Genomic DNA, 25,859 nt, shown 5'->3' with positions numbered 1-25,859 from the left:
TGTCTTAGTCCTCATTTTTTCTTCCGGTGACATTCTTCATCATGGGTTCCAGGTAATCGGCAACCATTCCGGTGATCTTATCTGTCTTTACTAGCGAGAGGCAGCAGACTTCGCCGTCCTTCTCCCATCCGATAAGGACAAGACGGTCGCCGGTTTCAATCCCTGCACGGTCTCTAATCTCTTTCGGGAGGACAATCTGTCCTCTTGAATCGACCGAAACCACGGCCTCTATGCAGCATCGTTCATTTTCATTGCAGCATTCGCATGAATCAGAATATCCTGTCATCTCTATCATGATGATCTATGCATTGAGATAATATGAATATTCCGATATTTCTGAATATTCTGAAATATGATCCAGGTGACTGCAAAAATAATATAGTCTCTGCCGTCTCTATCGGATTGATCGAGATGTCTAAGGGATTTAAAAATGCAAAAATGGCGTTCATGGTATTCGTCCTAGTAGCGCTTATCGGATCATGCGGCTGTATGCAGTACGGGACAGGGAATTCGGATAACGCCGGGACAGCGGGCTACGGAGGCTACGGGTATGGCCAGGGGGGTCAGGGTGGACAGAACGTAAGCGGTTACGGGCAGGTGAATACGGGATATCTCGCGCAGGAGCTTGCATCCTATCCTCTCACCAGCCTGACAGCCGAAGAGAAGGAGTGGATTCTCTATATGGCCGAGGAAGAGAAGCTTGCAAGGGATGCCTACCTGTACTATTACGACAAGTGGGGGTCTCAGGTCTTTTCAAACATCGCCAACTCCGAACAGACACATATGGATTCAATGGCGCTGTTAACAGAAAGATACGGCTTGGAAGATCCTGTGACCGGTGAAAGGGGTGTTTTTACGAACTCCAGCCTGCAGGCGGCATATAACGATCTTGTAAATTCAGGCTCGGTTTCAGAGATCGACGCCCTGACTAATTCGGCCTATATCGAAGAGCTGGATATCACGGATCTTGACAAAGCGATCGCGGGGACTGACAAACAGGATCTTGTACTTGTGTACAGCAACCTGAGAAACGGATCTGAAAACCACCTTCGTGCATTTATCAGGAACCTTGGTGTTCTCCAGCCGGCACTTGAACCGGGCCCCGTTCTTCTGCCGCAGGAGGAGTTTGACAGGATTACCGGCTCATAAAATCCCTTCTGTTTTTCTGTATATTTTCAGTGGAAATAGTGCCGCAACCAATATGTTCACTAAAATTAATGATCAGGATGAGAGGTAAAATGAAAGCTGTGAATATCAATAGAATAAAGTTCATCATCCCGCTTTTTTTCACAATCGCTCTCATAATAACCTGCGGGCGTCTTCCGGCTCTGCAACGGCGCAGGACGCCCTGAACAATTCCATAACCGTTGAGGAGATGCAGATAAAGAGTCTCGATGACGCGATGACGTGATGGCGGCTACGGACAAGGAAGACCTGATATTTGTCTACGAGAACCTTCGCCGCAGTTCTGAGAACAACCTCCAGGATTTCCTCTGAAGTGCTGTGAACACAACCGGGCGTTACATGGGACCCGGACCGGTTATAATTCCCGGAATCGAATCAAACGAAACTTCCGGGTGAAGGTCAGAAATCCTGAAAAATCCATTCTTTTATCAGAGTAGGATTTCACGGCAGTAAATCTTATTGTCGATAATAATTAAAAATATCATATAACTAGTGAAACCGGATGAGGCAGACTGATGAAGGGGGCATTATCCGGCCTACGGGCATATTTATCTGTGAAAGGCTCTATGAATCCGTGGAACCTGCTTTACTGAAAGAGATCTTTTCTCCATTCCCCGTAGAGGTTTTTCCACAGCAATGCGGCACCGGATGTTGCAGTGGTCCGGTCTTCAGGAATTCGACTGGAAGACTCTTTGAAAAGTACGGTTCTTTCTGCATTCTTACATGTTCATGCCAGGAGAATTCTTTTCCCGGGAACGATCTCGACGGAAGGCTGATTGAGACAAAACAGGGTATGAGTCTTCTGGCTCCCTCCGGTCTTTTTTCCGGTTCAGGTGAAGGAGACAGCTGCCCTGTACTTCCGTCCGGATCTTTGGATAATGAGGAATATCTCTCTTCTGCCAGGGATTACTGCATGAAAGACGGGAAAATAACCAGTATAGTCGTCCCGGACACAGGCTCGGGTGCGGTTGATCCTGAGTTCGTTCATAAGGTTGAAAAGATAACCGGTCTTCCGGTAAAGATCTCCAGGACGGGCCTCGATTTCTTTGAAAACTATCTTGCATCCAGGCTGTACGAATCCGCCTACAGGACGATGGAAAAGACGGTAGAGAGATCCGAAGCCGAAAAGAACGAACTTGACAGGAAGTATTCCGATTCCCTTGTGGCTATGGATATGCTCGGACTTCTCGTCGGGCTGAAAGACGAAGAAAACGTAATTGAAGCTACCATAGAGTTGATTTCGACGATGTTCTCACCTGAACAGGTAGTCTACGTTGCAGTTGCGGAAGGCATCGTTACATCGGTATCGAAGCTTAAGCCGGGGGTTGGAACTGAGTCGGGACTGGATATACTCCGCGGGGCAGAGCTGCCGGAGATATCGGAAAAGATCTCAAGGAACGGGTTTGTCCTTCCCGTATCCGTATGGGGTGAGATCGTCGGAGTTCTTTCGGTTGAAGGACTGGACACCCCGTCAGACTGCGAGGGCTACCTGAGCACCATCCGTCTCTTTCTTCCGTTATGCGGCCTTGCGATCAGGAACGCAAGGAATTATTCCGCTCTCGAGGTGGCCCTGAAAGAAAGGGACGATGAGATTGAACTCAGGAAGAAGGCGGAAGAGGCTCTTTCTAAGGCTATTAAAAAACTCGTTCTTCTGTCGAGCATCACGAGGCACGACATACTCAACCAGATAATGATCGCCAATTATCATCTCGAGGTCGCAATGGAGGACTATCTTGAATTAAAAGATCAGCTCTCCCCTGCAATTAAAGCGGTGGACCAGATAAAGAGGCAGATAGAGTTTACACGCGACTACCAGGAGATGGGCGTTTCACCGCCTGCATGGCAGAGCCTTGCCCCGCTGATCTCTGAATGCTTCTCGGTGAGGGACTATCCGGCCGGGGTTGAAGTCTTTGTAAATCTCCCTCCTATCCAGATTTTAGGGGACCCTATGCTTGGAAAGGCGTTCTGCAATATAATCTCTAATGCCTACATCCATGCCGAAGGAATGACCCGGCTGGAAATCTCCGGGGAGCAGTCGGATAACGATTTCGTCATCCGTATAGCAGACAATGGTTCCGGTGTCCCTACGGATAAAAAAGTACTGATATTCAAACCGGGTTACGGCAGAATTCACGGTTACGGCCTCTTCCTTGTCTCTGAAATTTTCGGGATTACCGATATCACGATCAGGGAATGCGGGATCGAAGGGGAAGGGGCGGTATTCGAAATCGGCATTCCGCCGGGATCGTGGAGGCGGGCCGGGGACTGACCCGTTCCGGTACAGGCGGGTGCAGGCTCAGGGCGTCATCCTGTGCTCGCCGACGACCTTTTTGAAGAATTCCTCTTCGTCTTTTATATTACAGAATCTCTTAAAGAACCGGTTTATATTGCGGATGTCGCGGACAAGGAATTTAATAGCCTTCGGGTGATCGGGGGTGACTGCCTGCCCCATATCGATTATAACCGGGTGCTCCCCGTCGAAGAGGATATTGAACTCAGAGAGGTCGGCATGGACTAGATTCGCCTTGTTGAAGAGCGTGTCGATCGATTCCATTACCTCGTCGTAGACTGCCTGCATGTCGATCTCATCGTGATCGACGGCTCTCAGCTGCGGGTATGGGGTCTCACCTTCGCCCATGAGCTCCATGATGAGGATGTTCCTGTCGAAATAGAGCGGTTTCGGGCACCTGATTCCGGCTTCGTACGCCCTCATGAGATTCGAGTACTCCTTCTTCGTCCAGGTGAAGATGATCTCCTTCCTTGATTTTCGAACTGATGAAAAACGTGGATCTCCGGCGATGTATTCGCTCATAGTCTTGAAGCTTGCCGACTGTATCCTGTAGATCTTGATCGCGACTGGCTTCCCCTCCCAGTCCTCGCCGTAGAATACGTTTGCCTCCTTTCCGGTCGAGATCGAGCCTCCGATAAGAGAGATATGTTTCTTGTTGACGAGCTTGTATAGCGCAAGAAGGGTCACGTCGTCGAAGACGTTCTCCATAACCTTGAACTCGTCTGCCTCCTTCAGCCTGATGCCGAGCTTTTCGACCTCGCGGTCGAATTTCTCGAGTAATTTATCCCTGTCCAGATTCTTCACCGGTCCTGATGTTCCTGTTTACGAATTGACTCTATCATCATATATAATTCCATGAAGATAAGTCTCGTACAAGCTTCATCATTTTAGAAAACCCGACTGAATAAAATAAGTTTCTCAATTATTTTTTACTGGTGTTAACATAGAAAATATATTCTACATTGGCAAAGTATATTTTTTAAATCTGGAAATTATTTTTCAGTACTGATTCGTGCCTGTTTTGTGATTAAGGGGTTTTTCGATCAATTCGTGGCAGATTCGGAACTGGTGGTTTAATGAAAATTTCAATAAAGTATAAACTCCTCGCGGTGATGCTTGTTCTTTCGGTAGTGCCGCTTGGGGTTCTCGGGATGATATCCCTCCAGGACTCGAACAACCTGAGCAAAGAGATTGCCGGAGAAGCCAGGAGCATCGGTGAGATCTCTATTGAAGAGAGCACGGATGCACTGACGGCTCTTGGTGCCGAACTGATGAAGGTTAAGGCGGAGGACGTTGCGAAACAGGTCGAGATATATATTAAAGAGCACCCGGACATGACGATCGCCGACCTGCGGAACGACACGGAATTCAGGTCGATTGTAGTTCAGGATGTGGGAGAGACCGGGTTTACTACAGGCATGGATGCGGATACCCTTGTAATCCTGTTCCACAGGAACACCGCCGACGAGGGGATCGATCTTCACGATAAAAAGGATACGAACCCTGAATACTACAAGCTCCTGCAGAGCGGCTGGGGATATATCGATACCTCCGGGTATTATACATGGACCGACGAAAACGGCAATGTTAGGGACAAATACGGGTATTTCGTTGTTGCACAGGCTCCGACGGCAGACAACGTCTTTTTGAGAATCGGAGCTACCGTCTACACGGATGAGTTCTCCGAGCCTTCGAAGCAGACCGAAGAGAAGATCCAGGAGAAGCTGGACGAAGCCGAGGGTAAGATCTCGGTGAAGACTTCGGAGATGTCGACCCAGAATACGGTCCTGATAATCACGATCCTGACGATCCTGATTGTTACAGCAATCTCGTTTGTCTTTGCCGCCTCGATTACAAAACCGCTTCACAGGCTTCGTGACGTGGCGGACAGGGTGAGCATGGGCGATATGGAGGATACGGAGATCGAAATCGCAAACGAGGACGAGATCGGGGATCTTGCGGAGTCCTTCCAGAGGATGATCGTGAGCATGAAGTACTACATGTCGAAAGCGAACCGTGATTCGGACCGTGACGAGGAATAACCGGGGAGTGAGCTGAGAGATGCCGGACTACAACAGGTACCAGAAGATGATAATAAACACGCTTGCAAGGAAGCTCGGCCCGGCTGCCGGCGACTTTGCGGACGATATGGCGAGAAAGACCGGGACGAAATTCACGGAGATTTCTCCGGGAAATATCGAGAATTTTGCCTCTCACGTGGAGAAGAATGCAGTGCAGTTCATATCTCCGGCAGAGGCCCAGTTCATCGCCAATACCATCAGGAAACTCAAAGCCTGATTAGAAATTTATTTTTAAGGTAAGTTAAAGCCGGATTAGATCGCGGAAGAGATTTTTCTCTTCCCTCCGGTTCCCGGACGGCAAAAATGATATTATATTTATTCTATCCAGCCTTTTTTGACCCACCGTTCGTAATCTTCGGTACGGAAATCGCCGTTTTCGATAACGATATCCCTGAAGAACTCGCGGTTTTCGGAGATTTCGGCCTCCTGTGCGGGATCGGAGTATCCTGATGCTATCGCTTCGGCCAGCTTTTTCCCGAGAGAAGCGGCTTCGTCCTCTTTATTGTAGAGCTCCCCCGCATCTCCACCGGTTGCGACGCTGATCCCGCCGACCGAGATTACGCCGAGGTAGTTGAGGACGTGGTTCAGGTACGAAACTACCTCTTCCCCGCCGGACGTATGGGTTGTCACGACCGAACACCCGAACTTTCCGTCAAGGACCTGGTAGTGTATCGCATCGGCAAGGCGGTCGAAGAAGACCTTCATCTGCCCGGATACGTTGTCGATATAGACGGGGGATGCTAATATGATTCCGTCGGCCTCCTTCATCCTTTCGATTACGGACGGGACATCATCGTTGTAGACGCACTCTCCCGAGAGGGTGCACCCGTCGCAGGCCGTGCAAGGTGTTACCTGGAAGTCGCAGATGTCGATTATCTCTGTTTCGGCGCCGGCCTCTTCCGCTCCGTCGAGCACCATCTTTGCAAGCTTTCTCGTCGTACTGCCGATTGTCTTCGGGCTTCCGTTTATTGCAAGGATCTTCATTCGTAATGCCTCGGTTTATTAAAAAAGGGATTGTTTTACAGGATTATATTCATTCGTTCATGTATTCCCTTGCGGGGGCGAGGACCTCGATGAGACCTTCTGTCGTCATGCCCTTGAGGTCGGCGGGGTGGATCTCTCCTGCGGCATATGCGGCTTCGCACTCCTCGTACGATGCGAACTCACGGTCGCCTCCGAACTTCTCCGGTCTCGTCAGGGTGACTGTGCCCATCCTCGGGAAGACATGGTATTTGAGAGTCTGGAGCACGGGGTTCTCCTCGATCTCCGGCGGGCAGAACGCCTTCTTCATCTTCTTCCTGATCTCATCCTCGGAGTCGGCGACAGAGATGTAGTTTCCTTCGGACGACGACATCTTCTTCCCGTTAAGACCGTTCAGGATAGGTGTGTGCATGCAGAGCGGAGCCTTTGCGCCGATCGTGGGGAGATACTCCCTTGCGAGCATGTGGATCTTTCTCTGGTCGATTCCGCCGAGCGCCATATCGACTCCGAGCGTGTGGATATCGACCATCTGCATGATCGGGTATACCATCTGGGAGACGCGGGGTGCGTCCATGTTCCTTCCGACCTCGTCCATGCTCCTCTTCGCACGATTGAGCGTTATCGCCTGCGAAAGCCTGAGGACGTTAAGCTCGTATTCGGGCGTGAGCTGAACGTCGGTCCCGAGGACGAATTCGACCCCCTTTCCCTTGAGACCGACTGCCTCGAAGCACCGGCGGTTGTAGTCGGAAAGCTCCCTGACCTCGTCCATCGTCCCCTTCTGGTTCAAAAATGCATGGAGATTTGCGAGGAGAACGACGACCTTGAACCCGGCATCCCTCAGGTCCATTAGTTTGTTTATTGTGACGAGATGGCCGAGGTGGATCTCGCCCGAGGGCTCGTATCCGGCATAGACACTTCTTTCGGGCTGTGCCATCACTGCCCGGAGTTCGTCTTCGGTTACGACCTCTACTGTATTTCTTATTGCAAGCTCGAATGAGTCCATTCGTTATAATTTGGCTTGCCATGAGGATAATTGTAGTGGTGTGGGTGGGAGACCGTCGATATCCGGTCTTAAAATCCCCCGAGAAAAACGAGATAAACCGCCGTCTGCACGATCGTCAGGGGGACACCGACGGCGGCGAACTTCAGAAAACCGATCGTATGTCCTGTCTTCTCGGCGTTTTGTATGATTATTATATTGCTCGCCGCCCCGAAGATGAGCAGGTTTCCGGCAAGCGTGCTCCCGGCGGCAAGGGCCATCATGACGTTCTCCGGGGCCCCTGTAGCCGTAATCATCGGGAGGAAGAGGGCGGTGAACGGAACGTTCGATATCAGCTGGGATGCCAGAATCCCGAGCGACATTACGAGCGGCACCGACGAGAAGATCCCCGGTGCACCTTCAGCAAGGTCTGCAGGTATCCCGGTGTCCCATACGCTCTGCATCAGGACGAACATAGCCGCAAAGAAGACGAGGGTCTGCCAGTCGATCTTCTTCAGAATTTCCACCCTCTTCTTCGAAAGAACGATCACCGGGATTGCAGCCGCAAGTGCGATTGTAGTCAGAGGAAAGAGCGATCCGGAGCCAAGGAAGCCGGCGGCGATACGGATCATGATAAGCCCTGTAAGGGTTAAGAACCCGAGCAGGGCGATTCTTTCCTGTGGTTTGTCAATGGAGCATTCGTCAACCTTAAAAGAGCAGGATTTACCGAATTCGTCCCTGAAGAAGATCCTTATTGCTGCAAAAGCCAGGAAGAGTGAGATCACCGTAGGCAGCGCCAAATATGCGGCGAAGACCATGAAAGGGTTATCGATCCCCGATTCCATCGCAATAAGCAGGTTCTGTGGATTTCCGACCGGGCTCATTACACTCCCGGTGGTGACCGAAAAAGCAAGGGCCATAAGGAGCATCTCGGGCGAAAGCCGTGTCCTGAACGCCAGCGAGAGGATGAACGGCGTTCCGATGATCGCAACGGTATCGTTCATCATCAGCGCCGAGAGGATTCCGGCACAGAATACCAGGAGGAGGACGATCGCAGAAGGGTTTTCCGTGTTCCTGAATATTTTATCCGAGGCCCTGACGAGCACGCCGCTTTCGGAAAGGGATTCTCCGACCACGAAAGTGCCGAATAAAAAGATCATCACGTCGGGGTTAATCGACGCTAAAGCTGCCACCGGGGAGATCCCGCCTGTAAAAAGCACTGCCAGCGCTCCTCCGGCCATGATCTGCCATATTTTCAGCCGCACCGGCAGCACATTCCTCACGGCGATAAGGACAAGTACGGCTGCAAGGACAATTATCGGGATCTGCGTAATGATTCATTGTAGTTTTCAATTAATCATTCTGCCGTATTCATGATCCCAACCCGGAAACAGATAAAGGGCATAAAACAGAGAAAAACTGAATATCATGCGGTATTATGCTTCAATTATTGCATCCTGCAATCAATCTTTGAACATCTCAAAACGGTTTTATATCATACGTCTCTATAATCTTTCTCCGGAGGGACCTTTATGCTGAAAATTCTTGAAAGAAGCCATGGAAATTTTATCGGGATTGAAGCTTCAGGCGAGATTAGTGAGAACGATATCAGTGAGATAACCCCGCAGCTCGACGAACTTATAGAAAGATACGGGAAAATCAGCTGGCTTTTTGTAATCAAAACCGGCAGGTATGAGACGGTCCGGGCATTTTACGAGGACATTTCCTGGCTGTTAAAAAATCTGAAGCACTTCGACAGGATGGCGATAGTCGGAGAGACGAAGGCCGAAGAGATACTGGTAAAGGCTGACGGGCTTCTCTTTGGTGAAAAGTACTTCGATATATCCGCAATTGACGAAGCCTGGAAATACATCGAAGGAATTGAGGACTAAAATCTAAAGATATTCGATATTTTCTTCCTCCGGATTATTAACGGATCTGCAGCCGTCAGGCGGTATGATTATTTCAAAAACGGCACCTTCCCCTTCTTTTCCGCATTCCCGTATTCTGATGTTTGTAATGGATAGTATCTCTTTTGAGAGGAAGAGACCAAGGCCGGAATTATCACCAAAACCACGGAGGAATATCTTTTCTTTGTTGCATTCCGGAATTCCGCACCCGTTATCCTTCCAGAGTATGGATGTGCCTTTGTCCGTTCTTCTGCACGAAACGGAGATCTCCGATACCCTCTTTCCGTGCATTTGAGAGTTGCCGAGAAGATTTGAGAAGACTTTTTCAAGCATGGTGTCTGCATAGACCTCAATCTCCGGCAGAGAGTTCTTTACTGCAATTTCTTTCGGTACATTCAGTGAATTCAGTATCCTGGCAGGATTCTGCCACGAAGGCTCCGATGCCCCGAGTTCATCGTACAAACCTGTAAATTTGATGAGATTTTCAATGTCCTTAACCTGGGACTTCAGTTTCTCAAGGATGTCGGACTGATCGGGATCTGATGCATTGTCCTTTACAATCTCGAGGAATCCGAGAACCGGGGTAACCCTGTTGAGTATGTCGTGTCTTGTAATACTGTTCAACAGCAGGAGTTTGTGGTTGGCCTGAATCAGGGCATCTTCAGCCTTCTTCCTCCTGGTAATATCGGCCGCCTCCGGGACCAGGTAGATGATCTCTCCGTTTTCATCCCTTACAGGTCTTATGGAAAAGTCGAGAAGTTTCATAAATCCGTCCCTGTCTATGATTTCGGTTTCGGATTTTACCGTTACCCCCCCGGAGGCCATACTCACCGCATCTTTGATCTTGTCCTGCAGGTCCGGCCGTTCTGTCCACCAGTCGGTTTCCCATATGTATCTGCCGATAAAGTCCTCAGGTTCTCCTTCGACATACTTCATAGCGGTCCTGTTGACATTTAAGAGCCTTCCTTTTCTGTCGAGAATGCCTGCAAGCTGGAAGGACTGGTCAAAAACCGCTCTCATTCGCCTTTCGCTCTCAAGAGTCCTGTCATGAGCCTCTTTTAGCGCTGAAATATTTCTTGAAACTCCTAATATTACTCTATTTCCGCCTATTGTACCCGATGTTACCCTTGTCTCAGCAGGGATAATCTCTCCTTCCTTTGTCATGACGGGAATGAAATGCGATCCGAGGTTTCCTTCCGTAATCCCGTTGAGGATGATCCCGGTCTCATCCCTGAATTCGGGAGGGTGGATCATGGAGATATGCTGCCCATGAAGATCTTTCTCCCCGTAACCCGTATATTTCCGGAGCGATGAGTTCGTCATGAGAATGATGCCGGAGGTATCCGTTATAAAGAGATAATCGTTGATCTCGTTGAAGAAACTCTCGAGGTTCTCCCTCATCCTTTTTTTCTCTTCGTTAACACGGCTTCTGAAAATTGCACCTGAAGCCTGTGCAGCAAGGTTTTCAATCGAGGTTTTAATATCAGGCGGGATCTCATCTATTTTCTTTGAGGCGCAGACCAAAAACCCAAGGATTTCATTCTTATATACGATTCTTACTGCATGGAAGCATTTTATCCCCTCGTCACCGATCCGTTTTTCATCAAATTCTGGGATAAATACGTCCCCTGTCCTTGTGCATGCGGAGCCCGTATCAAAAAAGCTGCCCGGATTTTTCAGCACCATGACTGAAACCCTTTCCCTGAATTCTTCGGATATTCCTGTTGATGCTTCGAGTTTCAACATCCCCGAATCCGTATCTGCAAGATATATTCCGCAGGCATTTATACCGTCAAGTTCGCTTAGGGAGTCTAAAACAGCCTTTATTGAACCGGTTAATGTTGAATTGCCGGCAAGAGAAAAACCGAGATCCCGCTGTATTTCAAGCAGCCTGCTGGTTTTCTTTATGTGGGTAATATCCCTGATCGATTCTATTGCACCGGCGAGACTCCCGTTTATATCGTAGAGGGGCGATGAGGTGAACCATTTCGAAACGTCTTTCTCCACCCCGAAAACAGGGAAAAAACCTTCGGATACAATTCTGTTCCCGTAGGAGGACACAGGCGAATGGTTGTATTTTATCTCCAGGTCCGGATTTATTACGAGATCTATCAGGATCGGATGTCTTCGCCCCAAAAGCCTGTAAGAGTGTTCGTAGTCCCCCCTGCCCATGACATCTTCGGCCTTTGCACCGGAAAGCTTCTCCATAGCACTGTTCCATGCGATGATCCTTCCTTCGTTATCTATGGCGAATGTCGGGTCGGGAAGAAATGTGATAATCTGCTGCAGCCTGTTAAGACTCTCTGCAAGTTCCGCTTTATTCCTGCGGGCATCCTCGAGATTGTCCTTCAGCTCCTTTTCGGCGAGTTCGAGTTTGCTGTTGATATCTCTTAGTTCCCTGTTTTTGCGGACGATCTCATCGTTCTTGAACTTCCTGTCGACCGCAATCTTAAGTTTGTAAACCAGTTCTGCAAACTGTGCCCTGGGATCGCCGCCTTTCTGGATGTAAAAGTCCGCACCGTTGTTTATTGCCTGTATGACGACATCTTCGCGTCCCTTTCCGGTGAATAATATGAAGGGTATGGTATTTCCGGCATCCCTTATTTCGGAGAGAAACTCTATGCCGTCTTTTCCCGGCATCTGGTAATCGGAGATGATGGCGTCGTAGCTGTTCCCTTCAATCATCAGCAGTGCTTCATTCACGGATTTTGCAGTATCAATCCGGAATTCTCCGCCTTTTTCAAGATACTCTTTTGCAACAACAAGCAGGAGTTCTTCGTCATCGACGTAAAGGGCGGATATCATCTTATAATAGTAGATTGAACGAGGGTGACTTAATCTTTAAGAATTGAATCGGCTGGTCAACCGTTGATAACCGGGTTGGCAGTAAATTGCTTTCGTTGATTCTTCGTTCGAATTTTTCTGTTGTCCGGGGCTGAACTTCGTAAAAAAACGGAATTAAAACCTGCAGTGCAGTTATCATGCCCCGGATCAAATACTAATCGTCAGCATTATGGATGATGTAAAGAGTGTGGGGAAGACGGGCGGCGAAATTCCTGTCCTTGAACTGTCGGGGCTTTTCAAATCATTCGATAAAAAGCCTGTACTCGTTGATATCGGTTTTGAAGTGAGGAAAGGTGAGATTTTCGCGCTTTTAGGCCCCAACGGTGCCGGAAAAACAACGATGATTAGGATCATCCTGGATATCTTCAGGCCGGATTCAGGAAGGGTCTCTGTTCTGGGCGCTCCGTTTTCCGAGGAGACCAAGAACAGGATCGGCTATCTTCCAGAAGAGGGAGGAATTGACAAAAAACTAAAATTATGGGAGTGCATCCGGTTCTTTGCCTCCCTGAAGGGAATGGCCGATCCTGATCCTGCAGCTGAAACATGGCTTTCCAGGATGAACCTGTCGGATTACAGGAACAAGAAGGTCGGTGAACTCAGCAAAGGAATGTCGAGGAGGCTGCAGTTTATAATCGCGGTCATACACACCCCGGAGATCCTTATTCTTGACGAACCGTTCTACGGCCTTGATCCGGTGAACAAGAAACTGATAAAGGACACCCTGCTCGAACTGAACAGGGAGGGGATGACCATTATCATGAGCACGCACCAGATGGACGAGGTAGAGAGGATGTGCGATCGCCTCCTCATGCTGAACAGGGGTAAAATCGTTCTTTACGGAGGAATAAACGAGATCAGGGAAAGCTTCGGTTACTCCGTCAGCCTCGGCTACGAGGGGGTGCTGCCTGAACTCGACAGCGGGAGGGTTGTCTCCGTAAACGATTATAAGAGCCATGCGGAGCTCGTGATAAAATCAGGCGCCGATACCCAGGATATCCTGAAAGAACTTGTCGACAGCGTCAGGATAAAGAAGTTTGAAGTCGGAGCAAGGTCGCTCAACGACATATTTATCGAGGTTGCTGAAGATGGGCAGTAAAACGGCAGTAATAGCACGCCATGAATTTTCAAAGACCGTACGGAGAAAGGGCTTTTTATTCGGAACATTCGGGCTTCCTATTCTTTTAATGCTGATATTCGGGATCGCATTCTCCCAGATGCCCGGGCTTATAGGGGACACGGAACAGCAGGATACGGGTTTTGTCGATTATGCCGGAATTCTCACGGCGGGTGACGGCTATATATCATACCCTGACGAGTCTTCCGCCGAAGCGGCAGTAGGAAAAGGGGAGATCACGGACTTTTTTGTTCTCCGGGCGGACTACCCGGATACCGGGGTGGTGACCGTTTATACAACAAAGAGCCCTGTTGCAGGCATTGACTACGGCGATATAGGGGTGTTTATCCGCAGCAGCATCGTGAATAATGCCGGTCTTCCGTATTCCACATCCGAGAGGATAATCGATCCTGTGGAAAAGACAGAGACTGTAGAACTCGACGACGAAGGCAATTTGGCGGAGAATGAACCTCCCGGAGCATTTATAATTCCGATGGTTCTTGCCTTTATGCTCGTATTTTCAATTATAACCTCATCCGGCTATCTTATGCAGGGTATCGGGGAGGAGAAGGAGAACAGGAGCGGGGAGATGCTCCTTTCCTCGGTATCCGCAGATCAGCTGCTCAGGGGAAAGATATTCGGGTACGGTGCGGTCGGTATCCTGCAGATGGGCGTATGGATTGCGATGGTGGCCTCCGTTCTTCTTCTCTCCCCCTTCTCGGGACTGATCTCAGGGATCGGCATTTCATGGATAATCGTCCCGGTGGTTGTTTATTTCGTACTCGGCTATTTCCTCTATTCCATATCCATTGCATGCACTGCGGCGATCTCGACAACCACGGCCGAAGCCCAGCAGTCCTCGATGATATTTACGATGTTTGCCATTATCCCCGTGGCGTTCTCCGAGTTCATAGTGAGCGCTCCCGATTCGCCCGTCCTTACTGTACTTACATACTTCCCCTATACGGCACCCTTCATCACGATTTTCAGGCTTTCGACAGGGGACGTATCTTATCCTGAGATCGCCGCAAGCCTTGCAATACTTTTGATCTCCATATATGTCGCGGCAAAGCTCTCAGCCAGGATATTCAGGATGGGAATGCTGCTTACCGGCAAAAGGGCCGGGCTTGCCGATGTAATCAAATTTTTGAAGGGCTGAAAAGAGGAAATATGGAACAAATGATACCTTTATATTCCTTTCATTTTAACTTTTTTTCATCAAGGGCAGCCGGGTATTTTGCATTGTGATGTTAATTGAAGCCGGGGAGGCCGTGACTGCCCGAGAGGTGAGGTTTCTGTATGGCGGATGCAGGTGGGAGTAATAGCAGGATTACAGGAAGTTTCCTGGCAACTGTATTTTTTTTGTTTCTGATCATAACGGCGCAGGTATCGGCAGCCGATATGGCTTACTCCGGCGATGCCATTACGATAGTTACGGGTGACAATTATCCCCCCTTTTCATTCAGGGACAGCAATAGAGATCTGCAGGGTATAAGCATCGACCAGTGGAAAATCTGGGAGGAAAAGACCGGTATAGAAGCTGATATAACCGGGATGTCCTGGGCGGATGCGCAGGCGGCATTTGAAGCCGGGGAGTATGATGTGCTTGAAACTCCTATGTATACACCTGAGAGAGCTGAAAAGTATGAGTTCTCAAAACCTTATGCGGAAGTAGAATCGGCGATTTACTTTAACAGCCGAATTTCTGGGATCAGCGGACCTGAGTCGCTGAAGGGTTTTGTTGTCGCGGTCATGTCCGGCGACGCTTCATATGATTATCTGGTGGAGAAAGGTGTCACGGACTTTGCCGAATATGACAGTTATGAGGACATTATTCTTGCCGCAAAGGAGGGAGATGTGGTTGTATTCGTTATGGACTCCCCCCAGGCTGACTATTATCTCTATAAATCAGGGCTGCAGGACCAGTTCAGGCGTACGGAACCGTTATATTCCAGTAAGGTGCACAGGGCTGTTCTTAAGGAAAATTCCGCCCTGATTGATGTTATCGACAGCGGATTCGACAGTATTTCTGAAGACGAGTACAAATCGATAGATACTAAGTGGTATGGTATTTCCGAAATGCAGGAGAGAGATCTCACGCCGCTGTTTATCTTTATAGGGGCAATTCTTCTCTGTATGCTCCTCCTGGCCGGGTGGAACCATATCCTTAAATTAAGAGTCAGGGATAAGACATCAGAACTCTTAAGGGAGGTTGACTCCGGAAAAGAGATCACTGCAAAACTTTTCGAAAGCGAACAAAGATTCAGGAAGATATTTGACAATATAAACGATGCTGTGTTTCTCATATCCGCAGAATCGCCATATGAAAAGGGGGCGATAATCTCCGTAAACAGGGCCGCATGGGAGATGCTCGGGTATTCGGAGGATGAGCTGATGTCATTGTCTCCTCCTGAAATCCACTCTGAAAAAGGGAAGGCTGATCTCGATACAGCCTCCGAAATAATCAAAAAAGACGGAGATGCGATCTTTGAGACAGAATACCTGAGAAAGGACGGTTCTGTGTTTCCTGTTGAAATATCTCTCCATTTCTTCGTCCTCGGTGAAAGAAAGGTCGTCCTTGCCGTTGCAAGGGATATAAGCGAAAGAATTACCGCATTAAAAAGACTCGAAGCGAGCGAGAGGAGATACAGGAATGTCGTTGAGGACCAGACCGAGCTCATATGCAGGTTCAATAATGATTTTACGATAAAATTTGCAAATGATGCGTTCTGCAGTTACTTCGGCCTTGAAAAAGAGAGTGTTGCGGGTAAAAAAATATCCTCTTTTATACTTCCACAGGACATGGAATGGCTCAAAGAGCATATCAAGAAACTGACACCTGAAAATCCCATTGAATATGTGGAGCACAGGGTCATTCTTCCGGACGGAAGAGTGAGGTGGCAGGCGTGGTCGACCCGGGCAATTTCCGATGAAAATGGAAATTTTATCGAATTCCAGTCTGTGGAAAGGGATATTACAGAAGCCCGGCAAAAGGACGAGGCCCTTGCACTGGCTGCAAAGAAGCTCAATATTCTGAATAATGTGACCCTCTCGGAGATACAAAACTATCTCTTCTGCGAACAGGGTTATCTCCAGCTCGCAACAGATCTTTCAGAGAATGAAAGACAGAAGGAATTTCTCGGGAAACAGGCGTTTAATCTTGATAAAATCGCCAGGATTCTTCAGTTTGCCAAGAATTACCAGGGTCTGGGGATATCGCCCCCCGAGTGGCACGACTTTGAGAAGACGTTTATCTTCGCTATTTCGCATACAAACACTGCGCATCTCGAAAAGGACTTCGATGTATCGGGAATATCGATATTTACAGACAATCTTCTTGAAAAGGCCCTTGCAGAGATGGTTTCGAAACTCCTCTCCTACAATAAGGAAGCCACCAGGCTTTCTCTGAAGCCGGAGACTGAAGGAGAGATGCTTAAAATAATCTTTGAAACCGACGGCAGGGGCATTCCGAAAGAGTCGGAGGGGAAGATATTTTCAAGGGGTGGCGATCCCGATACCGGAATCGATCTCTTCCTGATAGAAGAGGTCCTGTCCGTTACGAATATCTCCATAAAAGAGACAGGAGACCCCGGAAAGGGAATACGGATCGAAATAATTGTACCTCCCGGGATGTTCAGAACGGGAGACGGTTCTTTCGCAGGGTAGATAGGAATTCTGCCTGGGTATGAAAAGGGAAAGATTAATTATTAAAAAATTTTTATAGATTAATCAATGGATGGGGGAATGTCCGATGAAGCCCTGGGAAGTGTCCTGTTCTTCGTCGCCATATCCGTAGTCGTTGCGTCAACGATGCTTTATTGCAGGTTCTGCTGAGTCCGTGGTTTTTCCGGCCGCCCCTGAATAAATGATCTTCGCAGCCCGGGCCTCGTTTTTATGATCCACTATGGGATTCGGGTAGCCGCCGGGCGGAACGGATCCTGTTTTGTCAAGGTTATGTATCTCTTTTGGCTCAAGATCAGAAAGTTCAGGTACCCATCTCCTTATGTAGACGCAGTCGGGATCGAACTTCTTCTGCTGCAGCCACGGGTTGAAGATCCTGAAATAGGGCTGTGCGTCGCATCCTGTTGAGGCCGACCACTGCCAGTTGCCGTTGTTTACGGAAGGGTCATAGTCGGTAAGCTTAGACGCAAAGTACCTCTCACCGGATCTCCAGTCGATGTGCAAGTCTTTCACAAGGAATGAGGCGGCAGCCATCCGTACGCGGTTGTGCATGTATCCTGTATCATTCAGCTCTCTCATTCCGGCATCAATAATCGGGAACCCGGTCATACCTTTGCACCACTTATCAAAGAGCTCTTTGCTGCCGGTCCAGTGCAGCGATTCGAACCTCTTTTGAAACGGCCCTTTGAATACATAGGGGTAATGATAAGCGATGTGAGTGAAGAAATCCCTCCAGTATAACTGCCTGATAAGCCCGTGCCCGGGCCCCAGGGTATCGGATATCCTGCGGCAGACCTCCCTCACCGATACCGTTCCGAATCTCAGGTGTGCGGAGAGCATGGAGGTGCACGCCTTGGCCGGGAAATCCCTCTCATTTTCATAATTTTTCAGTCTTCCTGTCTCCCCGAGGAGCCTCAGCGCTTCCGATCTCCCCCCTGAAAAGGTCTTGTTTTCGGCTTCACTCGTTCCGGATTTTCCAAAGGGATTGCCGGGGGATGCTCCGTCAAAGAGCTCCTCCCGCGAAAAGTTCTGAAATGTGCAGGTTTCAGGCTCGTGTACCGGAATGAGGGAGGCATTCCTGTAGAACGGCGTAAATACCTTATACGGTTCACCGTCGCTCTTCCTTACGTCTTCGGGTTCGTTCAGGAGGGTTCCCGGCACGGAAAAAAAACTGCAGCCGGCATCTTTGGATATCCTCTCCAAATATTTCTCTCTTTTTATTGCATACGGTGTGTAGTCCCGTGTCATATATACCGCTTCAACACCGTTTTTGCATAACCTTTCTGCCAGTTTCAAAGCACCGTCATTGTAAAACCGGAGCTCTCCTCTTTTTTCTGCAATCGTACCCGATAGATCGGAGAGGGATTCGGATAAAAATGCAAGCCTGTTCTCACATCCTGCCGGATTTTCGCAGGCAAGTTTTTTTTCAACTGCAAAAAATGTTATGACTCTTTCTGAATCGGCAAGTGCGGATAAAAGAGCGGGATTATCGTCGATTCTCAGGTCTCTCGTGAAAATATGTGCAGACAGGCTGAAGGTTTTTTCCGGCATTATGATACCGGGTTGACCTCCTGTATGAAAAATGTTTGCTGACAGTTCCCGGCAGCGGGGATAACGTGGATATAAAAAAGAATTTTTTGCCGGCCGGCCGGAGTTTAAGGAATTATCAGGAGCATCTGGGTTACGTTATGGACGATTACAAAGGTGTACCAGATTATAATTACTGTGACTGCGACAGTTCCGGATCTTTTTGTTATCCTGTTGGAGACATATGCAACCACTGCAATAAGCGAAAGGACGGCCATCTTGAGGGCGGCATGCAACGGCACCGAACTGACAACCATTTTCATCAGTGAGTTCATCTCGTATCCCCCGAACGAAAGGATCACTTCTGTCGTGATCACGTCCATCATGAAGAGGCCCCACAGGATGAATATACCGTACCAGAGGTAATGACTGGCATCTCCTGATTTCCTGTAAACCGGAGTATTATTGTATACATCCATCTTTCTGGCCTCCATTTTTCCACCGGGGTAACGATGGCTCTGAAGTCCAATATATCCTTACAGTTTATATAATTACGCCTTATGACATGTTATATTCGAAATTGGTGGCCAAATGAAATTAATTAATACGCCACTATAAAAAATTAATATTCGTTAACCTGTATAATCGCAAAAAATCCTCTGTTTGTATGAATAGCCAAAATTTGTAATTATTAATTAAAAAGTCAGACCTTTCTTCCTCAGGATGAGCAATGATACGAGCACCCCCGCAATACAGATCCATGCCGGGAGCGGTGATTGCGTCTGCACTGGTGTCGATTCGGTCTGCCGGGTTTGAGTGGTTTCTTCAGCCGTTGTTTCAGTGGGTGTGGCTGTGGCGATCTTTGTGGCCGGATTTCCTGTTACAGTGAATGATTTAAGTGTGACTGAAGAACCTCCATAGGAGTACTGGGAGTTTGCCGGAATGCTCATGGTGTAGTCCCCGTCAGTCCATCCTGAAGTATCAATCTCAAGATACCAGTTTCCTCCCTCCTGGATTGTAAAAGGAACTGTTGCAACCTTGTTGTTGCCTACGGGGGCTTTTTTGTAGAACTCCATAACAGTTGAAAATCCTTCTGGAAGCGTGCTTGTTCCGGAGACGTACAGTGTTGTGCCGGATTCGATTGTCGAAGGCGCCTCAAAATTGATCAGGTAGGCAGATGCCCCGCTCACAAGAAGAAAGAGGCACAGCAGACTGATGATGATCTTTTTCATAAGAGGATAATGGATATTTTCCAATATATGCCTTGCCGGGTTTTTGGATTAAAAATATCCGGGGTGTCATCGAATCCAACCGTTTAGTTAATTATGCATCTTCAACAAAGTCATTATGTAAACTATATTTTATATGCTCGGTATCTGGTCGTGGTTGAAATTATTAGGGAAGCTGATGAGAAGAACGCCGCCGGGGGGATGGACAGAATTGCAAAGACGCTCTTTAAGCCGATATATCCGGTAATTGCCGGGAATGCGGTGGAAGAGACAGGTATCAGTGAAGGAGTCTGTGTCGACCTCGGAAGCGGTCCGGCTTCCCTGGCTATCGCCATGGCAGCATATCCCGGTTTCAGGATCTATGCACTGGATCACTCGCCCGCATCGAACGAGATCGCGGAGAAAAATATTAAAAATGCGGGGCTTTCAGAGAGAATAACCGTTGTGAATGGTCCTGTAGAGAAGATCCCACTTGAATCAGGAATTGCCGACCTTGTCGTCAGCAGGGGCTCGGCATTCTTCTGGGAGGATTATGAAAGGGCGTTCTCCGAGATTGGAAGGATCCTGAAACCGGGGGGAAGATCCTATATTGGGGGCGGTTTCGGCAATGCGGAGCTGAGAGACAGCATCGTAGAGGAGATGATCCGCAGAGATCCGGATTGGGAGAAGAAGTACAGGAGGAATATGTCTCCCGATATGAAGCAGACGTTCCTGGACAATGCTTCGAAGCTGAAAGACTGCAGCGTCCGGTGCATCGATGACGAAACAGGGCTCTGGATAATTATTGAAAAGAAGGTAGAGGTATCATGAAATGCCCCGTATGCGAGATCGGCTGTGATATACCGGAAGGTGGTGTGGGCCGGTGCGGGATGTATACATGTCTCGGGAAGGGAATAGCCGAGATCCACGGGAACTCGTATATGGCGATGATGCCGGTTTCGATGGAGACTGTTCCGATTCTGCACTATATTCCCGGGGCAAAAGTCCTGCAGGTCTCCTCCGTCGGCTGCAACTTCTCGTGCAGGGGCTGCATATCGGGGATATTCACCTCGAACCCGAGATCCGTCTCCGGGGCATTGAAGAGAGTGCCCCCGGAAAAGGTGGTCTCCAAGGCGATCGACGAAGGCTGCGAGGGAATCGCCTTCTGCCTCAACGAACCGCTCGTATCCTATTATACTGTTATGGGTGTTGCGGAGGAAGCGGCAAAGGAGGGCCTTTTTACCGGAATTTCTTCAAACTGCTATTTTACAAAGAGTGCGGCGCATTTCCTCTCCAATACAATTGATTTTATCAATATCGGGTTCAAGGGTGCATCTGATGCAAGGTACCGCGACTGCGGGGTAATGTCATCCGAACCTGTTTTCAGGAATCTGAAGCTGTTCAATGATGCAGGCGTGCATGTCGAGGCATCCGTGATGCATCTTAAGGGGATGGAGAACGAAGTGTTCGGGACGGCAGAGGGGATCTCCGGGATTTCGTCTGATATACCGCTGCAGATCATGAGGTTCGTCCCGTTCGGTGATGCAGCGATAGATCTCGAGCCTTCGGTCAGCAGTTCGGAACTGCTCTGCAATGAGCTGAAGGATATGCTTGACCACGTGTATCTTTTCAATTCGCCGGGAACTCCTATGCTGAATACATACTGCCCTAAATGCGGATCGCTGATCGCGGAGAGGGAGTTCTACGGTCCAATGGGTTCAAAGACCAAATGGTTCAGCCCGGGTGGAAAGTGTGCATGCGGGTATGTCCTCCCCCTGAAGGGAGAGTTCAGGGAGGGAGTCTTCCACGAGGAGGGAATGATGGGTGGATACCGGCCGACGAGGGGGTTCGAGATGGTGCTTGCTATCCTCGAGTGCCTCGGTGTCAGGGACGGCATAAAGCTCGACTGGCTCTGGAAGGACCTTATAAAAGAGAACTATCTCGCCTATGTCCATGAAAAACTGGCTTCCTTTGAGACCTACTACGAGATGATCAGGGATCTCTCCAGGAGAACCGGAAAGATCGACGAAGGAGAGGATCTTGTCTGTTATCTCGAGGCGAAGAGCCGGAAAGTGACTGAAAAGGCCGGGAATTTACCTGTTTCAAAGAGGCCTAATGTATACTATTCGATGGGCACTCCCCTGTTCGGGCTTATCTCGACGAGGTTTGAGAACAGTCTCGTCGAGTGCGCCGGTGGAAGGAGCCTCAACAGGAGGATCACCAGGAAGGGAAAGCCTGGTGTAACGCTTTCGAAGGAGGAGTTCGAGTGTCTCAATCCTGATTATATCATCATTTCAGGGCTGTTCTCCTCTCCGGCAAGCGACTACATGGACTTCTGCATACGCGAGGGGCTGGATGCAGGTGCAGTCAGTAACGGGCGTGTATTCAATATGGTTCCGGGGTGGGACTTCGGCAGCCCGAGATGGATCCTGGGGCTTATGCATCTTGCAAATATCCTGCATCCCGATATCTTTTCGTTCGATCTCGAGAGGGAGAGGAAAGAGTACTATATGATGTTCTACAGGGATTCGGATTACGATATAACCAACCGCTCTTTTATGAAATACCTGCCCTGAAAAAAGATCAGGAAAAAATTTTATTTTCCCGGAGAGTCCCAGCTGATGCACATCTTGCGGGATCTCATATTCATGAAATACTCCCCGGTCTGCGGGTCCTGCTCCAGCTTTTCGCTGAAATATTTTCTCAGGATATCGTAGTGCTCTTCGGTTTCGGCATTGAGACGTTTTCCGAATTCGTTGACAGCATCGTCGATTGATTTATAATCCAGCCTGTAGCTGTGCGGTGCCGAGACGATATCGGGATAGATCCCTTTGCTGTACAGGAGATTGAATATGATGTCCGCCTTAGGCCCGGGGTGAAACTCCTCACCGTGCATGACCGGCCATAGCTCACGCATCATCGGCTCCCATGAGTTCCCGCCTGCAAAGTGAAAGACGAGCACCCTGCCCCGGCAGACCGAGTTCATCTTGTCTACGGCCTCCCAGAGGTCGTGCATCCCGAGTGAGAAAGAGGCGAAGACAATGTCGTAAGGGGGATTAAGATCGGATCCTGGGTCTACATCCTCCCAAGGCTTTTCAACCACCGTGATGTTTTGAATTCCGTTCTCTGCGATCTTTTCCCTCAGGACGCCGGCCATTGCCGGAGATGGTTCGACTGCGGTAACAGTGGCAGCCCTTCCCGCGAGGGGAATTGCAATCGTTCCGGGGCCTGCTCCGACGTCGAGTATCCTTGAATCGGGGGTGTACGGGATATTGCCGACGATCCAGTTTACCCTCTCTCCGCCGTCCTCAAACGAAGACTCGTAGAACTTCAGTGCGCTCTCGCGTGTGTCCCAGTACGAGGAGCACCCCGAACCTTTTTGCGCCTCGTTTCTCTCCATGCGGAGTTTCCATTCCAAATTCCAGTCTATATCGGTATTTTCCATATTTTCCGGCTCCTGTCTGATAAAAATATGATTTACAAACTACAAGAATCTAATAAAAAGATTTGACACTCAAATATATTAACAGAGACGCCGGAACTTTTCAGGTGAATCCCGTGGACGATGAAATGATATATCTCAACAATGCCGCGACCACGTGGCCGAAGCCGGACTGCGTAAAGGATGCTGTCATGGACTGCATATCCATGCCGGTGTATGAGCCCGGCAGGACGACGATGAAGGAGCAGACTGATTATCCTTATGAAACAAGGAAGCGGGTTGCGGACTTCTTCTCTTCGGGAAGGCCTGAGAATGTTATATTCACCCAGAACGCCACCGATTCACTGAACATGGCGATCCACGGGCGGATTCTCGAAGCCGGAGGGAGGATGCATGTCATTACGTCCGATCTCGAGCACAACTCGGTTCTTCGTCCGCTGTTCACCCTGAGAAGGGCTGGAATGATCGACCTCTCGATAATACCTTCGAAGGACGGGGTCATCGATCCTGAAATGGTTGCCGAATCCGTCCGGCCGGATACCGGAATGGCCGTATTTAATCATGGGAGCAACGTCCTCGGAACCGTGCAGGATCTTGAAAGCATCGGGAGGATACTCTCGGCTGAGGATATCTTCTTCGTCATCGATGCCGCCCAGACGGCCGGTCTTGTGCCTGTGGATTTTGAGAAGATCCACGCGGACGCCCTGGCGTTCACCGGCCATAAATATCTCTTCGGTATCGCGGGGATCGGCGGCCTCGTGATCCGTTCGCCTGAAAAACTGGCACCTGTCCGGCAGGGAGGAACGGGTGCAGACTCATCGAATGTCTATATGGGCGATATTCCGCCGGAGAAATTCGAGGCTGGTACTCACAATTATCCCGGGATCGCCTCCCTCTACGCGGGTCTGGATTTCATAAACCGGAGCGGTCCCGGTGAAATCCGGAGAAGGTCGCTGGAGATGACGGATATGATCATCGGCGGCATATCCGGGTGCGACAGAGTGAAGGTATACAATAAAGATCCTGCCCTCCCGATCGTCTTATTCAATGTCGAGGGGATCGACTGCGAGGATACCGGGTTCATGCTCTCGAACGTCTACTCGATCGTATCGAGGTCGGGGCTGCATTGCTCGCCGCTGGTCCATAATTCGATCGACGGGGGCAGGGGGGCTGTCCGCCTGAGCCTTTCCTGCATGAATACTGTGGAAGAGTGTGAAAAAACTGTTAAGGCCATTTTGGAGATTGCACAATATGAAGATTAAATTATCAAGAAAACACGTCGTCTGTTCGGACGGCTCGACAAAGGACGAACTGCTGCTTGACGAACCCGTAACAAGGGAATTCCTGGATTATCTCGGGAATTTCGGGGATATGACTATCAGGGAGAACCTGAAGGTGCCGGCATATTTCTTCTACTCGGAGGGTTATCTCTCGATGAAGGGTGTACTCGACGACGATTATGTAGAGATGAGGAGGCAGCTTAAGTACGTAGAGAAGACCGAAGGGCTGTTCGAGCTTATCCTATCCTCGTATACGGAAGGAAGCGGGGGCGTCCAAAAAATTAAGGACGAGATGCAGAGGATCGCGGAAGATTAATTTAAACCGGCCGGAAATCTCCGGTCAAGCTCTTTTCCAAGTTTAAGCAGGTAATCCCTACCGAATTTTCCGTTTTCAAGATCCCTGACGAGTTTTTCAGGCAGTACGCCTGCCGGGTGATCAGTCATTATTATCCCGAGCACCATGCTGAGGGTGGTATCGGCATCTCCGCCGAGCGAGAGCGTCTCCCGTATCGTCCTGAGCGGATCGTCCGAGTGCTTTTTAATGATGAAGAGGACCGCACCGAGAACAGGCTTTGCATCGGTGTAGGGCGGGCCATAATCTGCATATTCACCGAGTATAGTTTCGGGATCGAACCCTTCCAGTTCGTTGACGGTCTTCAGGTAACTGCAAATGTTGGGCCATTTATGTTCCATATGTAACATAATATATTCAATAACATTCTTCCTTGGGCCCTTGTCGTAGTAGAAGTAGTGCGATGCAAGTGCGATTGCGACTGAAGCCGAGACTGCGTGCGGGTGGGTATGGGAGATCTCCGAGTTTATTATCGCGTTTCTGATGACATCTTCAGTACCGGGGAAGAGGCCGATCGGAACCGCCCGCATTGCAGCCCCATCCGATCTTCTCGCGGCCTTCTCCTCTCCTGTCATCGAGGCGATGAACTCTTCCCCTGTGCGGGAGTTTTCGAGCATCGAGAGTGTTTCACGTGAGTAACCTTCCCTTCTGTCACGTCCGTATGCCTCGGTGAATTTCAGGGCGAGAGTTTCGGCTTCAAAGGGTCCGGAGATCATGGTCTCCGCAACTGCGATCGACATCTGGGTATCGTCGGTATAGACTCCGGTTCCTTTTGCATACCCCTCCGGGACTTTTTCTATCGTGATCTCCTTCCGGGGTATATTCTCGTACTCCCTGCCGAGTGCGTCCCCGATGGCGATTCCGAGCATCATCCGCTCCGCCTTTGAGAGCTCCATATACGATAGTATCGGCGGAGCCGGACAAAATGGTATTGGCCCGGTTGGCATCAGCAACCGGTATCTGCATGAAGGGCAATAATAATGCG

23 protein-coding genes are annotated in these 25,859 nt (G+C 49.3%); 12 read left to right on the top strand and 11 right to left on the bottom strand.

Features of this window, described 5'->3' with window-relative positions:
- Nucleotides 1–4 precede the first annotated feature (4 nt).
- Entirely contained in the window at nucleotides 5–286 is a 282-nt protein-coding gene (gene hgcC, locus METPAY_RS04915; RefSeq protein WP_048150000.1) for an HgcAB-associated protein HgcC, read from the bottom strand.
- A 32-nt stretch (nucleotides 287–318) separates the two neighbouring features.
- Here hgcC and METPAY_RS04910 point away from each other — a divergent pair, with 32 nt between their 5' ends.
- Together METPAY_RS04910 and METPAY_RS14120 are read left to right on the top strand one after the other, a co-directional pair.
- The gene (locus METPAY_RS04910) at nucleotides 319–1,149 is read left to right on the top strand and encodes a DUF2202 domain-containing protein (protein ID WP_052418673.1); all 831 of its coding nucleotides are present in this window, start codon (nucleotides 319–321) and stop codon (nucleotides 1,147–1,149) included.
- Nucleotides 1,150–1,687: 538 nt separating this feature from the next.
- A complete protein-coding gene (locus METPAY_RS14120) occupies nucleotides 1,688–3,454 on the top strand; it encodes a sensor histidine kinase (RefSeq protein WP_052418672.1) in 1,767 nt (588 codons plus the stop codon).
- A 27-nt stretch (nucleotides 3,455–3,481) separates the two neighbouring features.
- Here the strand turns inward: METPAY_RS14120 and METPAY_RS04900 are convergent, their stop codons facing one another.
- Nucleotides 3,482–4,279 carry a serine protein kinase RIO gene (locus METPAY_RS04900; RefSeq protein ID WP_048149672.1) on the bottom strand — a complete coding sequence of 266 codons (798 nt, stop codon included), beginning with the start codon at nucleotides 4,277–4,279 and terminating at the stop codon, nucleotides 3,482–3,484.
- A gap of 272 nt (nucleotides 4,280–4,551) precedes the next feature.
- Here METPAY_RS04900 and METPAY_RS04895 point away from each other — a divergent pair, with 272 nt between their 5' ends.
- Together METPAY_RS04895 and METPAY_RS04890 are read left to right on the top strand one after the other, a co-directional pair.
- Complete coding sequence (locus tag METPAY_RS04895; protein ID WP_048149669.1) at nucleotides 4,552–5,517, top strand: HAMP domain-containing protein; 966 nt, start codon at nucleotides 4,552–4,554, stop codon at nucleotides 5,515–5,517.
- 19 nt (nucleotides 5,518–5,536) lie between these two features.
- Complete coding sequence (locus METPAY_RS04890) at nucleotides 5,537–5,773, top strand: hypothetical protein (RefSeq protein WP_013330723.1); 237 nt, start codon at nucleotides 5,537–5,539, stop codon at nucleotides 5,771–5,773.
- 98 nt (nucleotides 5,774–5,871) lie between these two features.
- Here the strand turns inward: METPAY_RS04890 and METPAY_RS04885 are convergent, their stop codons facing one another.
- The 3 genes from METPAY_RS04885 to METPAY_RS04875 all read right to left on the bottom strand — a co-directional run bounded on the left by METPAY_RS04885 (nucleotide 5,872) and on the right by METPAY_RS04875 (nucleotide 8,781).
- Complete coding sequence (locus METPAY_RS04885) at nucleotides 5,872–6,540, bottom strand: flavodoxin family protein (protein WP_048149666.1); 669 nt, start codon at nucleotides 6,538–6,540, stop codon at nucleotides 5,872–5,874.
- A 49-nt stretch (nucleotides 6,541–6,589) separates the two neighbouring features.
- Nucleotides 6,590–7,540: a tyrosine--tRNA ligase gene (locus METPAY_RS04880; protein WP_048149665.1), complete on the bottom strand. Its 951-nt coding sequence runs from the start codon at nucleotides 7,538–7,540 to the stop codon at nucleotides 6,590–6,592.
- Between the two features lie 68 nt (nucleotides 7,541–7,608).
- Nucleotides 7,609–8,781, bottom strand: a complete 1,173-nt coding sequence (locus METPAY_RS04875) for an SLC13 family permease (RefSeq protein WP_306413908.1) — start codon at nucleotides 8,779–8,781, stop codon at nucleotides 7,609–7,611.
- Nucleotides 8,782–9,048: 267 nt separating this feature from the next.
- Between METPAY_RS04875 and METPAY_RS04870 the strand changes: the two genes are divergently transcribed.
- Entirely contained in the window at nucleotides 9,049–9,408 is a 360-nt protein-coding gene (locus METPAY_RS04870; RefSeq protein WP_048149662.1) for a SpoIIAA family protein, read from the top strand.
- 3 nt (nucleotides 9,409–9,411) lie between these two features.
- Here the strand turns inward: METPAY_RS04870 and METPAY_RS04865 are convergent, their stop codons facing one another.
- A complete protein-coding gene (locus tag METPAY_RS04865; protein ID WP_048149660.1) occupies nucleotides 9,412–12,231 on the bottom strand; it encodes a PAS domain S-box protein in 2,820 nt (939 codons plus the stop codon).
- Nucleotides 12,232–12,439: 208 nt separating this feature from the next.
- Between METPAY_RS04865 and METPAY_RS04860 the strand changes: the two genes are divergently transcribed.
- The 3 genes from METPAY_RS04860 (at nucleotide 12,440) to METPAY_RS14115 (ending at nucleotide 17,050) form a co-directional block, all read left to right on the top strand.
- Entirely contained in the window at nucleotides 12,440–13,366 is a 927-nt protein-coding gene (locus tag METPAY_RS04860) for an ABC transporter ATP-binding protein (protein WP_048149658.1), read from the top strand.
- Nucleotides 13,356–14,543, top strand: a complete 1,188-nt coding sequence (locus tag METPAY_RS04855) for an ABC transporter permease (protein ID WP_048149657.1) — start codon at nucleotides 13,356–13,358, stop codon at nucleotides 14,541–14,543. The genes METPAY_RS04860 and METPAY_RS04855 overlap by 11 nt, the downstream gene beginning before the upstream one ends.
- A 140-nt stretch (nucleotides 14,544–14,683) precedes the next feature.
- Nucleotides 14,684–17,050 (top strand): PAS domain S-box protein, encoded by a 2,367-nt coding sequence (locus METPAY_RS14115; RefSeq protein ID WP_084600691.1) that lies wholly within the window; start codon nucleotides 14,684–14,686, stop codon nucleotides 17,048–17,050.
- A gap of 138 nt (nucleotides 17,051–17,188) precedes the next feature.
- On the opposite strand, the gene METPAY_RS04845 is transcribed toward METPAY_RS14115, so the two are convergent.
- The 3 genes from METPAY_RS04845 to METPAY_RS04835 all read right to left on the bottom strand — a co-directional run bounded on the left by METPAY_RS04845 (nucleotide 17,189) and on the right by METPAY_RS04835 (nucleotide 19,824).
- A complete protein-coding gene (locus METPAY_RS04845) occupies nucleotides 17,189–18,616 on the bottom strand; it encodes a cryptochrome/photolyase family protein (RefSeq protein WP_048149656.1) in 1,428 nt (475 codons plus the stop codon).
- A 104-nt stretch (nucleotides 18,617–18,720) separates the two neighbouring features.
- A complete protein-coding gene (locus METPAY_RS04840) occupies nucleotides 18,721–19,086 on the bottom strand; it encodes a DUF5658 family protein (RefSeq protein WP_048149653.1) in 366 nt (121 codons plus the stop codon).
- Nucleotides 19,087–19,287: 201 nt separating this feature from the next.
- Nucleotides 19,288–19,824 (bottom strand): hypothetical protein, encoded by a 537-nt coding sequence (locus METPAY_RS04835; protein WP_157198999.1) that lies wholly within the window; start codon nucleotides 19,822–19,824, stop codon nucleotides 19,288–19,290.
- 150 nt (nucleotides 19,825–19,974) lie between these two features.
- Here METPAY_RS04835 and METPAY_RS04830 point away from each other — a divergent pair, with 150 nt between their 5' ends.
- Both METPAY_RS04830 and METPAY_RS04825 read left to right on the top strand, forming a co-directional pair.
- Nucleotides 19,975–20,631 (top strand): class I SAM-dependent methyltransferase, encoded by a 657-nt coding sequence (locus METPAY_RS04830; protein ID WP_245611526.1) that lies wholly within the window; start codon nucleotides 19,975–19,977, stop codon nucleotides 20,629–20,631.
- Nucleotides 20,628–22,376 (top strand): radical SAM protein, encoded by a 1,749-nt coding sequence (locus METPAY_RS04825; RefSeq protein ID WP_048149646.1) that lies wholly within the window; start codon nucleotides 20,628–20,630, stop codon nucleotides 22,374–22,376. Before METPAY_RS04830 ends, METPAY_RS04825 begins: the two co-directional genes overlap by 4 nt.
- Nucleotides 22,377–22,396: 20 nt before the next feature.
- On the opposite strand, the gene METPAY_RS04820 is transcribed toward METPAY_RS04825, so the two are convergent.
- A complete protein-coding gene (locus METPAY_RS04820) occupies nucleotides 22,397–23,245 on the bottom strand; it encodes a class I SAM-dependent methyltransferase (protein WP_048149643.1) in 849 nt (282 codons plus the stop codon).
- Nucleotides 23,246–23,307: 62 nt separating this feature from the next.
- On the opposite strand from METPAY_RS04820, the gene METPAY_RS04815 reads away from it, so the two are divergent.
- Nucleotides 23,308–24,504, top strand: coding sequence for an aminotransferase class V-fold PLP-dependent enzyme (locus METPAY_RS04815; RefSeq protein ID WP_052418669.1), 1,197 nt, complete (start codon nucleotides 23,308–23,310; stop codon nucleotides 24,502–24,504).
- Nucleotides 24,494–24,838 (top strand): hypothetical protein, encoded by a 345-nt coding sequence (locus tag METPAY_RS04810; RefSeq protein ID WP_048149641.1) that lies wholly within the window; start codon nucleotides 24,494–24,496, stop codon nucleotides 24,836–24,838. Before METPAY_RS04815 ends, METPAY_RS04810 begins: the two co-directional genes overlap by 11 nt.
- On the opposite strand, the gene METPAY_RS04805 is transcribed toward METPAY_RS04810, so the two are convergent.
- On the bottom strand, nucleotides 24,835–25,770 hold the full coding sequence (locus tag METPAY_RS04805; RefSeq protein ID WP_048149637.1) for an ADP-ribosylglycohydrolase family protein: 936 nt from the start codon (nucleotides 25,768–25,770) through the stop codon (nucleotides 24,835–24,837). The two genes, METPAY_RS04810 and METPAY_RS04805, sit on opposite strands and share 4 nt — an antisense overlap.
- Nucleotides 25,771–25,859 lie beyond the last annotated feature (89 nt).

This window comes from Methanolacinia paynteri, assembly GCF_000784355.1.
Lineage (GTDB): Archaea > Halobacteriota > Methanomicrobia > Methanomicrobiales > Methanomicrobiaceae > Methanolacinia > Methanolacinia paynteri.
This window is presented reverse-complemented; position numbering and strand designations above follow the sequence as displayed.

Bases quoted from the DNA above. Each gene is read 5' to 3' on its own strand.
- hgcC (WP_048150000.1), bottom strand. From the start codon at position 286: ATGACAGGATATTCTGATTCATGCGAATGCTGCAATGAAAATGAACGA.
- METPAY_RS04910 (WP_052418673.1), top strand. From the start codon at position 319: ATGAATATTCCGATATTTCTGAATATTCTGAAATATGATCCAGGTGAC.
- METPAY_RS14120 (WP_052418672.1), top strand. From the start codon at position 1,688: ATGAGGCAGACTGATGAAGGGGGCATTATCCGGCCTACGGGCATATTT.
- METPAY_RS04895 (WP_048149669.1), top strand. From the start codon at position 4,552: ATGAAAATTTCAATAAAGTATAAACTCCTCGCGGTGATGCTTGTTCTT.
- METPAY_RS04890 (WP_013330723.1), top strand. From the start codon at position 5,537: ATGCCGGACTACAACAGGTACCAGAAGATGATAATAAACACGCTTGCA.
- METPAY_RS04885 (WP_048149666.1), bottom strand. From the start codon at position 6,540: ATGAAGATCCTTGCAATAAACGGAAGCCCGAAGACAATCGGCAGTACG.
- METPAY_RS04880 (WP_048149665.1), bottom strand. From the start codon at position 7,540: ATGGACTCATTCGAGCTTGCAATAAGAAATACAGTAGAGGTCGTAACC.
- METPAY_RS04870 (WP_048149662.1), top strand. From the start codon at position 9,049: ATGCTGAAAATTCTTGAAAGAAGCCATGGAAATTTTATCGGGATTGAA.
- METPAY_RS04865 (WP_048149660.1), bottom strand. From the start codon at position 12,231: ATGATATCCGCCCTTTACGTCGATGACGAAGAACTCCTGCTTGTTGTT.
- METPAY_RS04860 (WP_048149658.1), top strand. From the start codon at position 12,440: ATGGATGATGTAAAGAGTGTGGGGAAGACGGGCGGCGAAATTCCTGTC.
- METPAY_RS04855 (WP_048149657.1), top strand. From the start codon at position 13,356: ATGGGCAGTAAAACGGCAGTAATAGCACGCCATGAATTTTCAAAGACC.
- METPAY_RS14115 (WP_084600691.1), top strand. From the start codon at position 14,684: ATGGCGGATGCAGGTGGGAGTAATAGCAGGATTACAGGAAGTTTCCTG.
- METPAY_RS04845 (WP_048149656.1), bottom strand. From the start codon at position 18,616: ATGCCGGAAAAAACCTTCAGCCTGTCTGCACATATTTTCACGAGAGAC.
- METPAY_RS04840 (WP_048149653.1), bottom strand. From the start codon at position 19,086: ATGGAGGCCAGAAAGATGGATGTATACAATAATACTCCGGTTTACAGG.
- METPAY_RS04835 (WP_157198999.1), bottom strand. From the start codon at position 19,824: ATGAAAAAGATCATCATCAGTCTGCTGTGCCTCTTTCTTCTTGTGAGC.
- METPAY_RS04825 (WP_048149646.1), top strand. From the start codon at position 20,628: ATGAAATGCCCCGTATGCGAGATCGGCTGTGATATACCGGAAGGTGGT.
- METPAY_RS04820 (WP_048149643.1), bottom strand. From the start codon at position 23,245: ATGGAAAATACCGATATAGACTGGAATTTGGAATGGAAACTCCGCATG.
- METPAY_RS04810 (WP_048149641.1), top strand. From the start codon at position 24,494: ATGAAGATTAAATTATCAAGAAAACACGTCGTCTGTTCGGACGGCTCG.
- METPAY_RS04805 (WP_048149637.1), bottom strand. From the start codon at position 25,770: ATGGAGCTCTCAAAGGCGGAGCGGATGATGCTCGGAATCGCCATCGGG.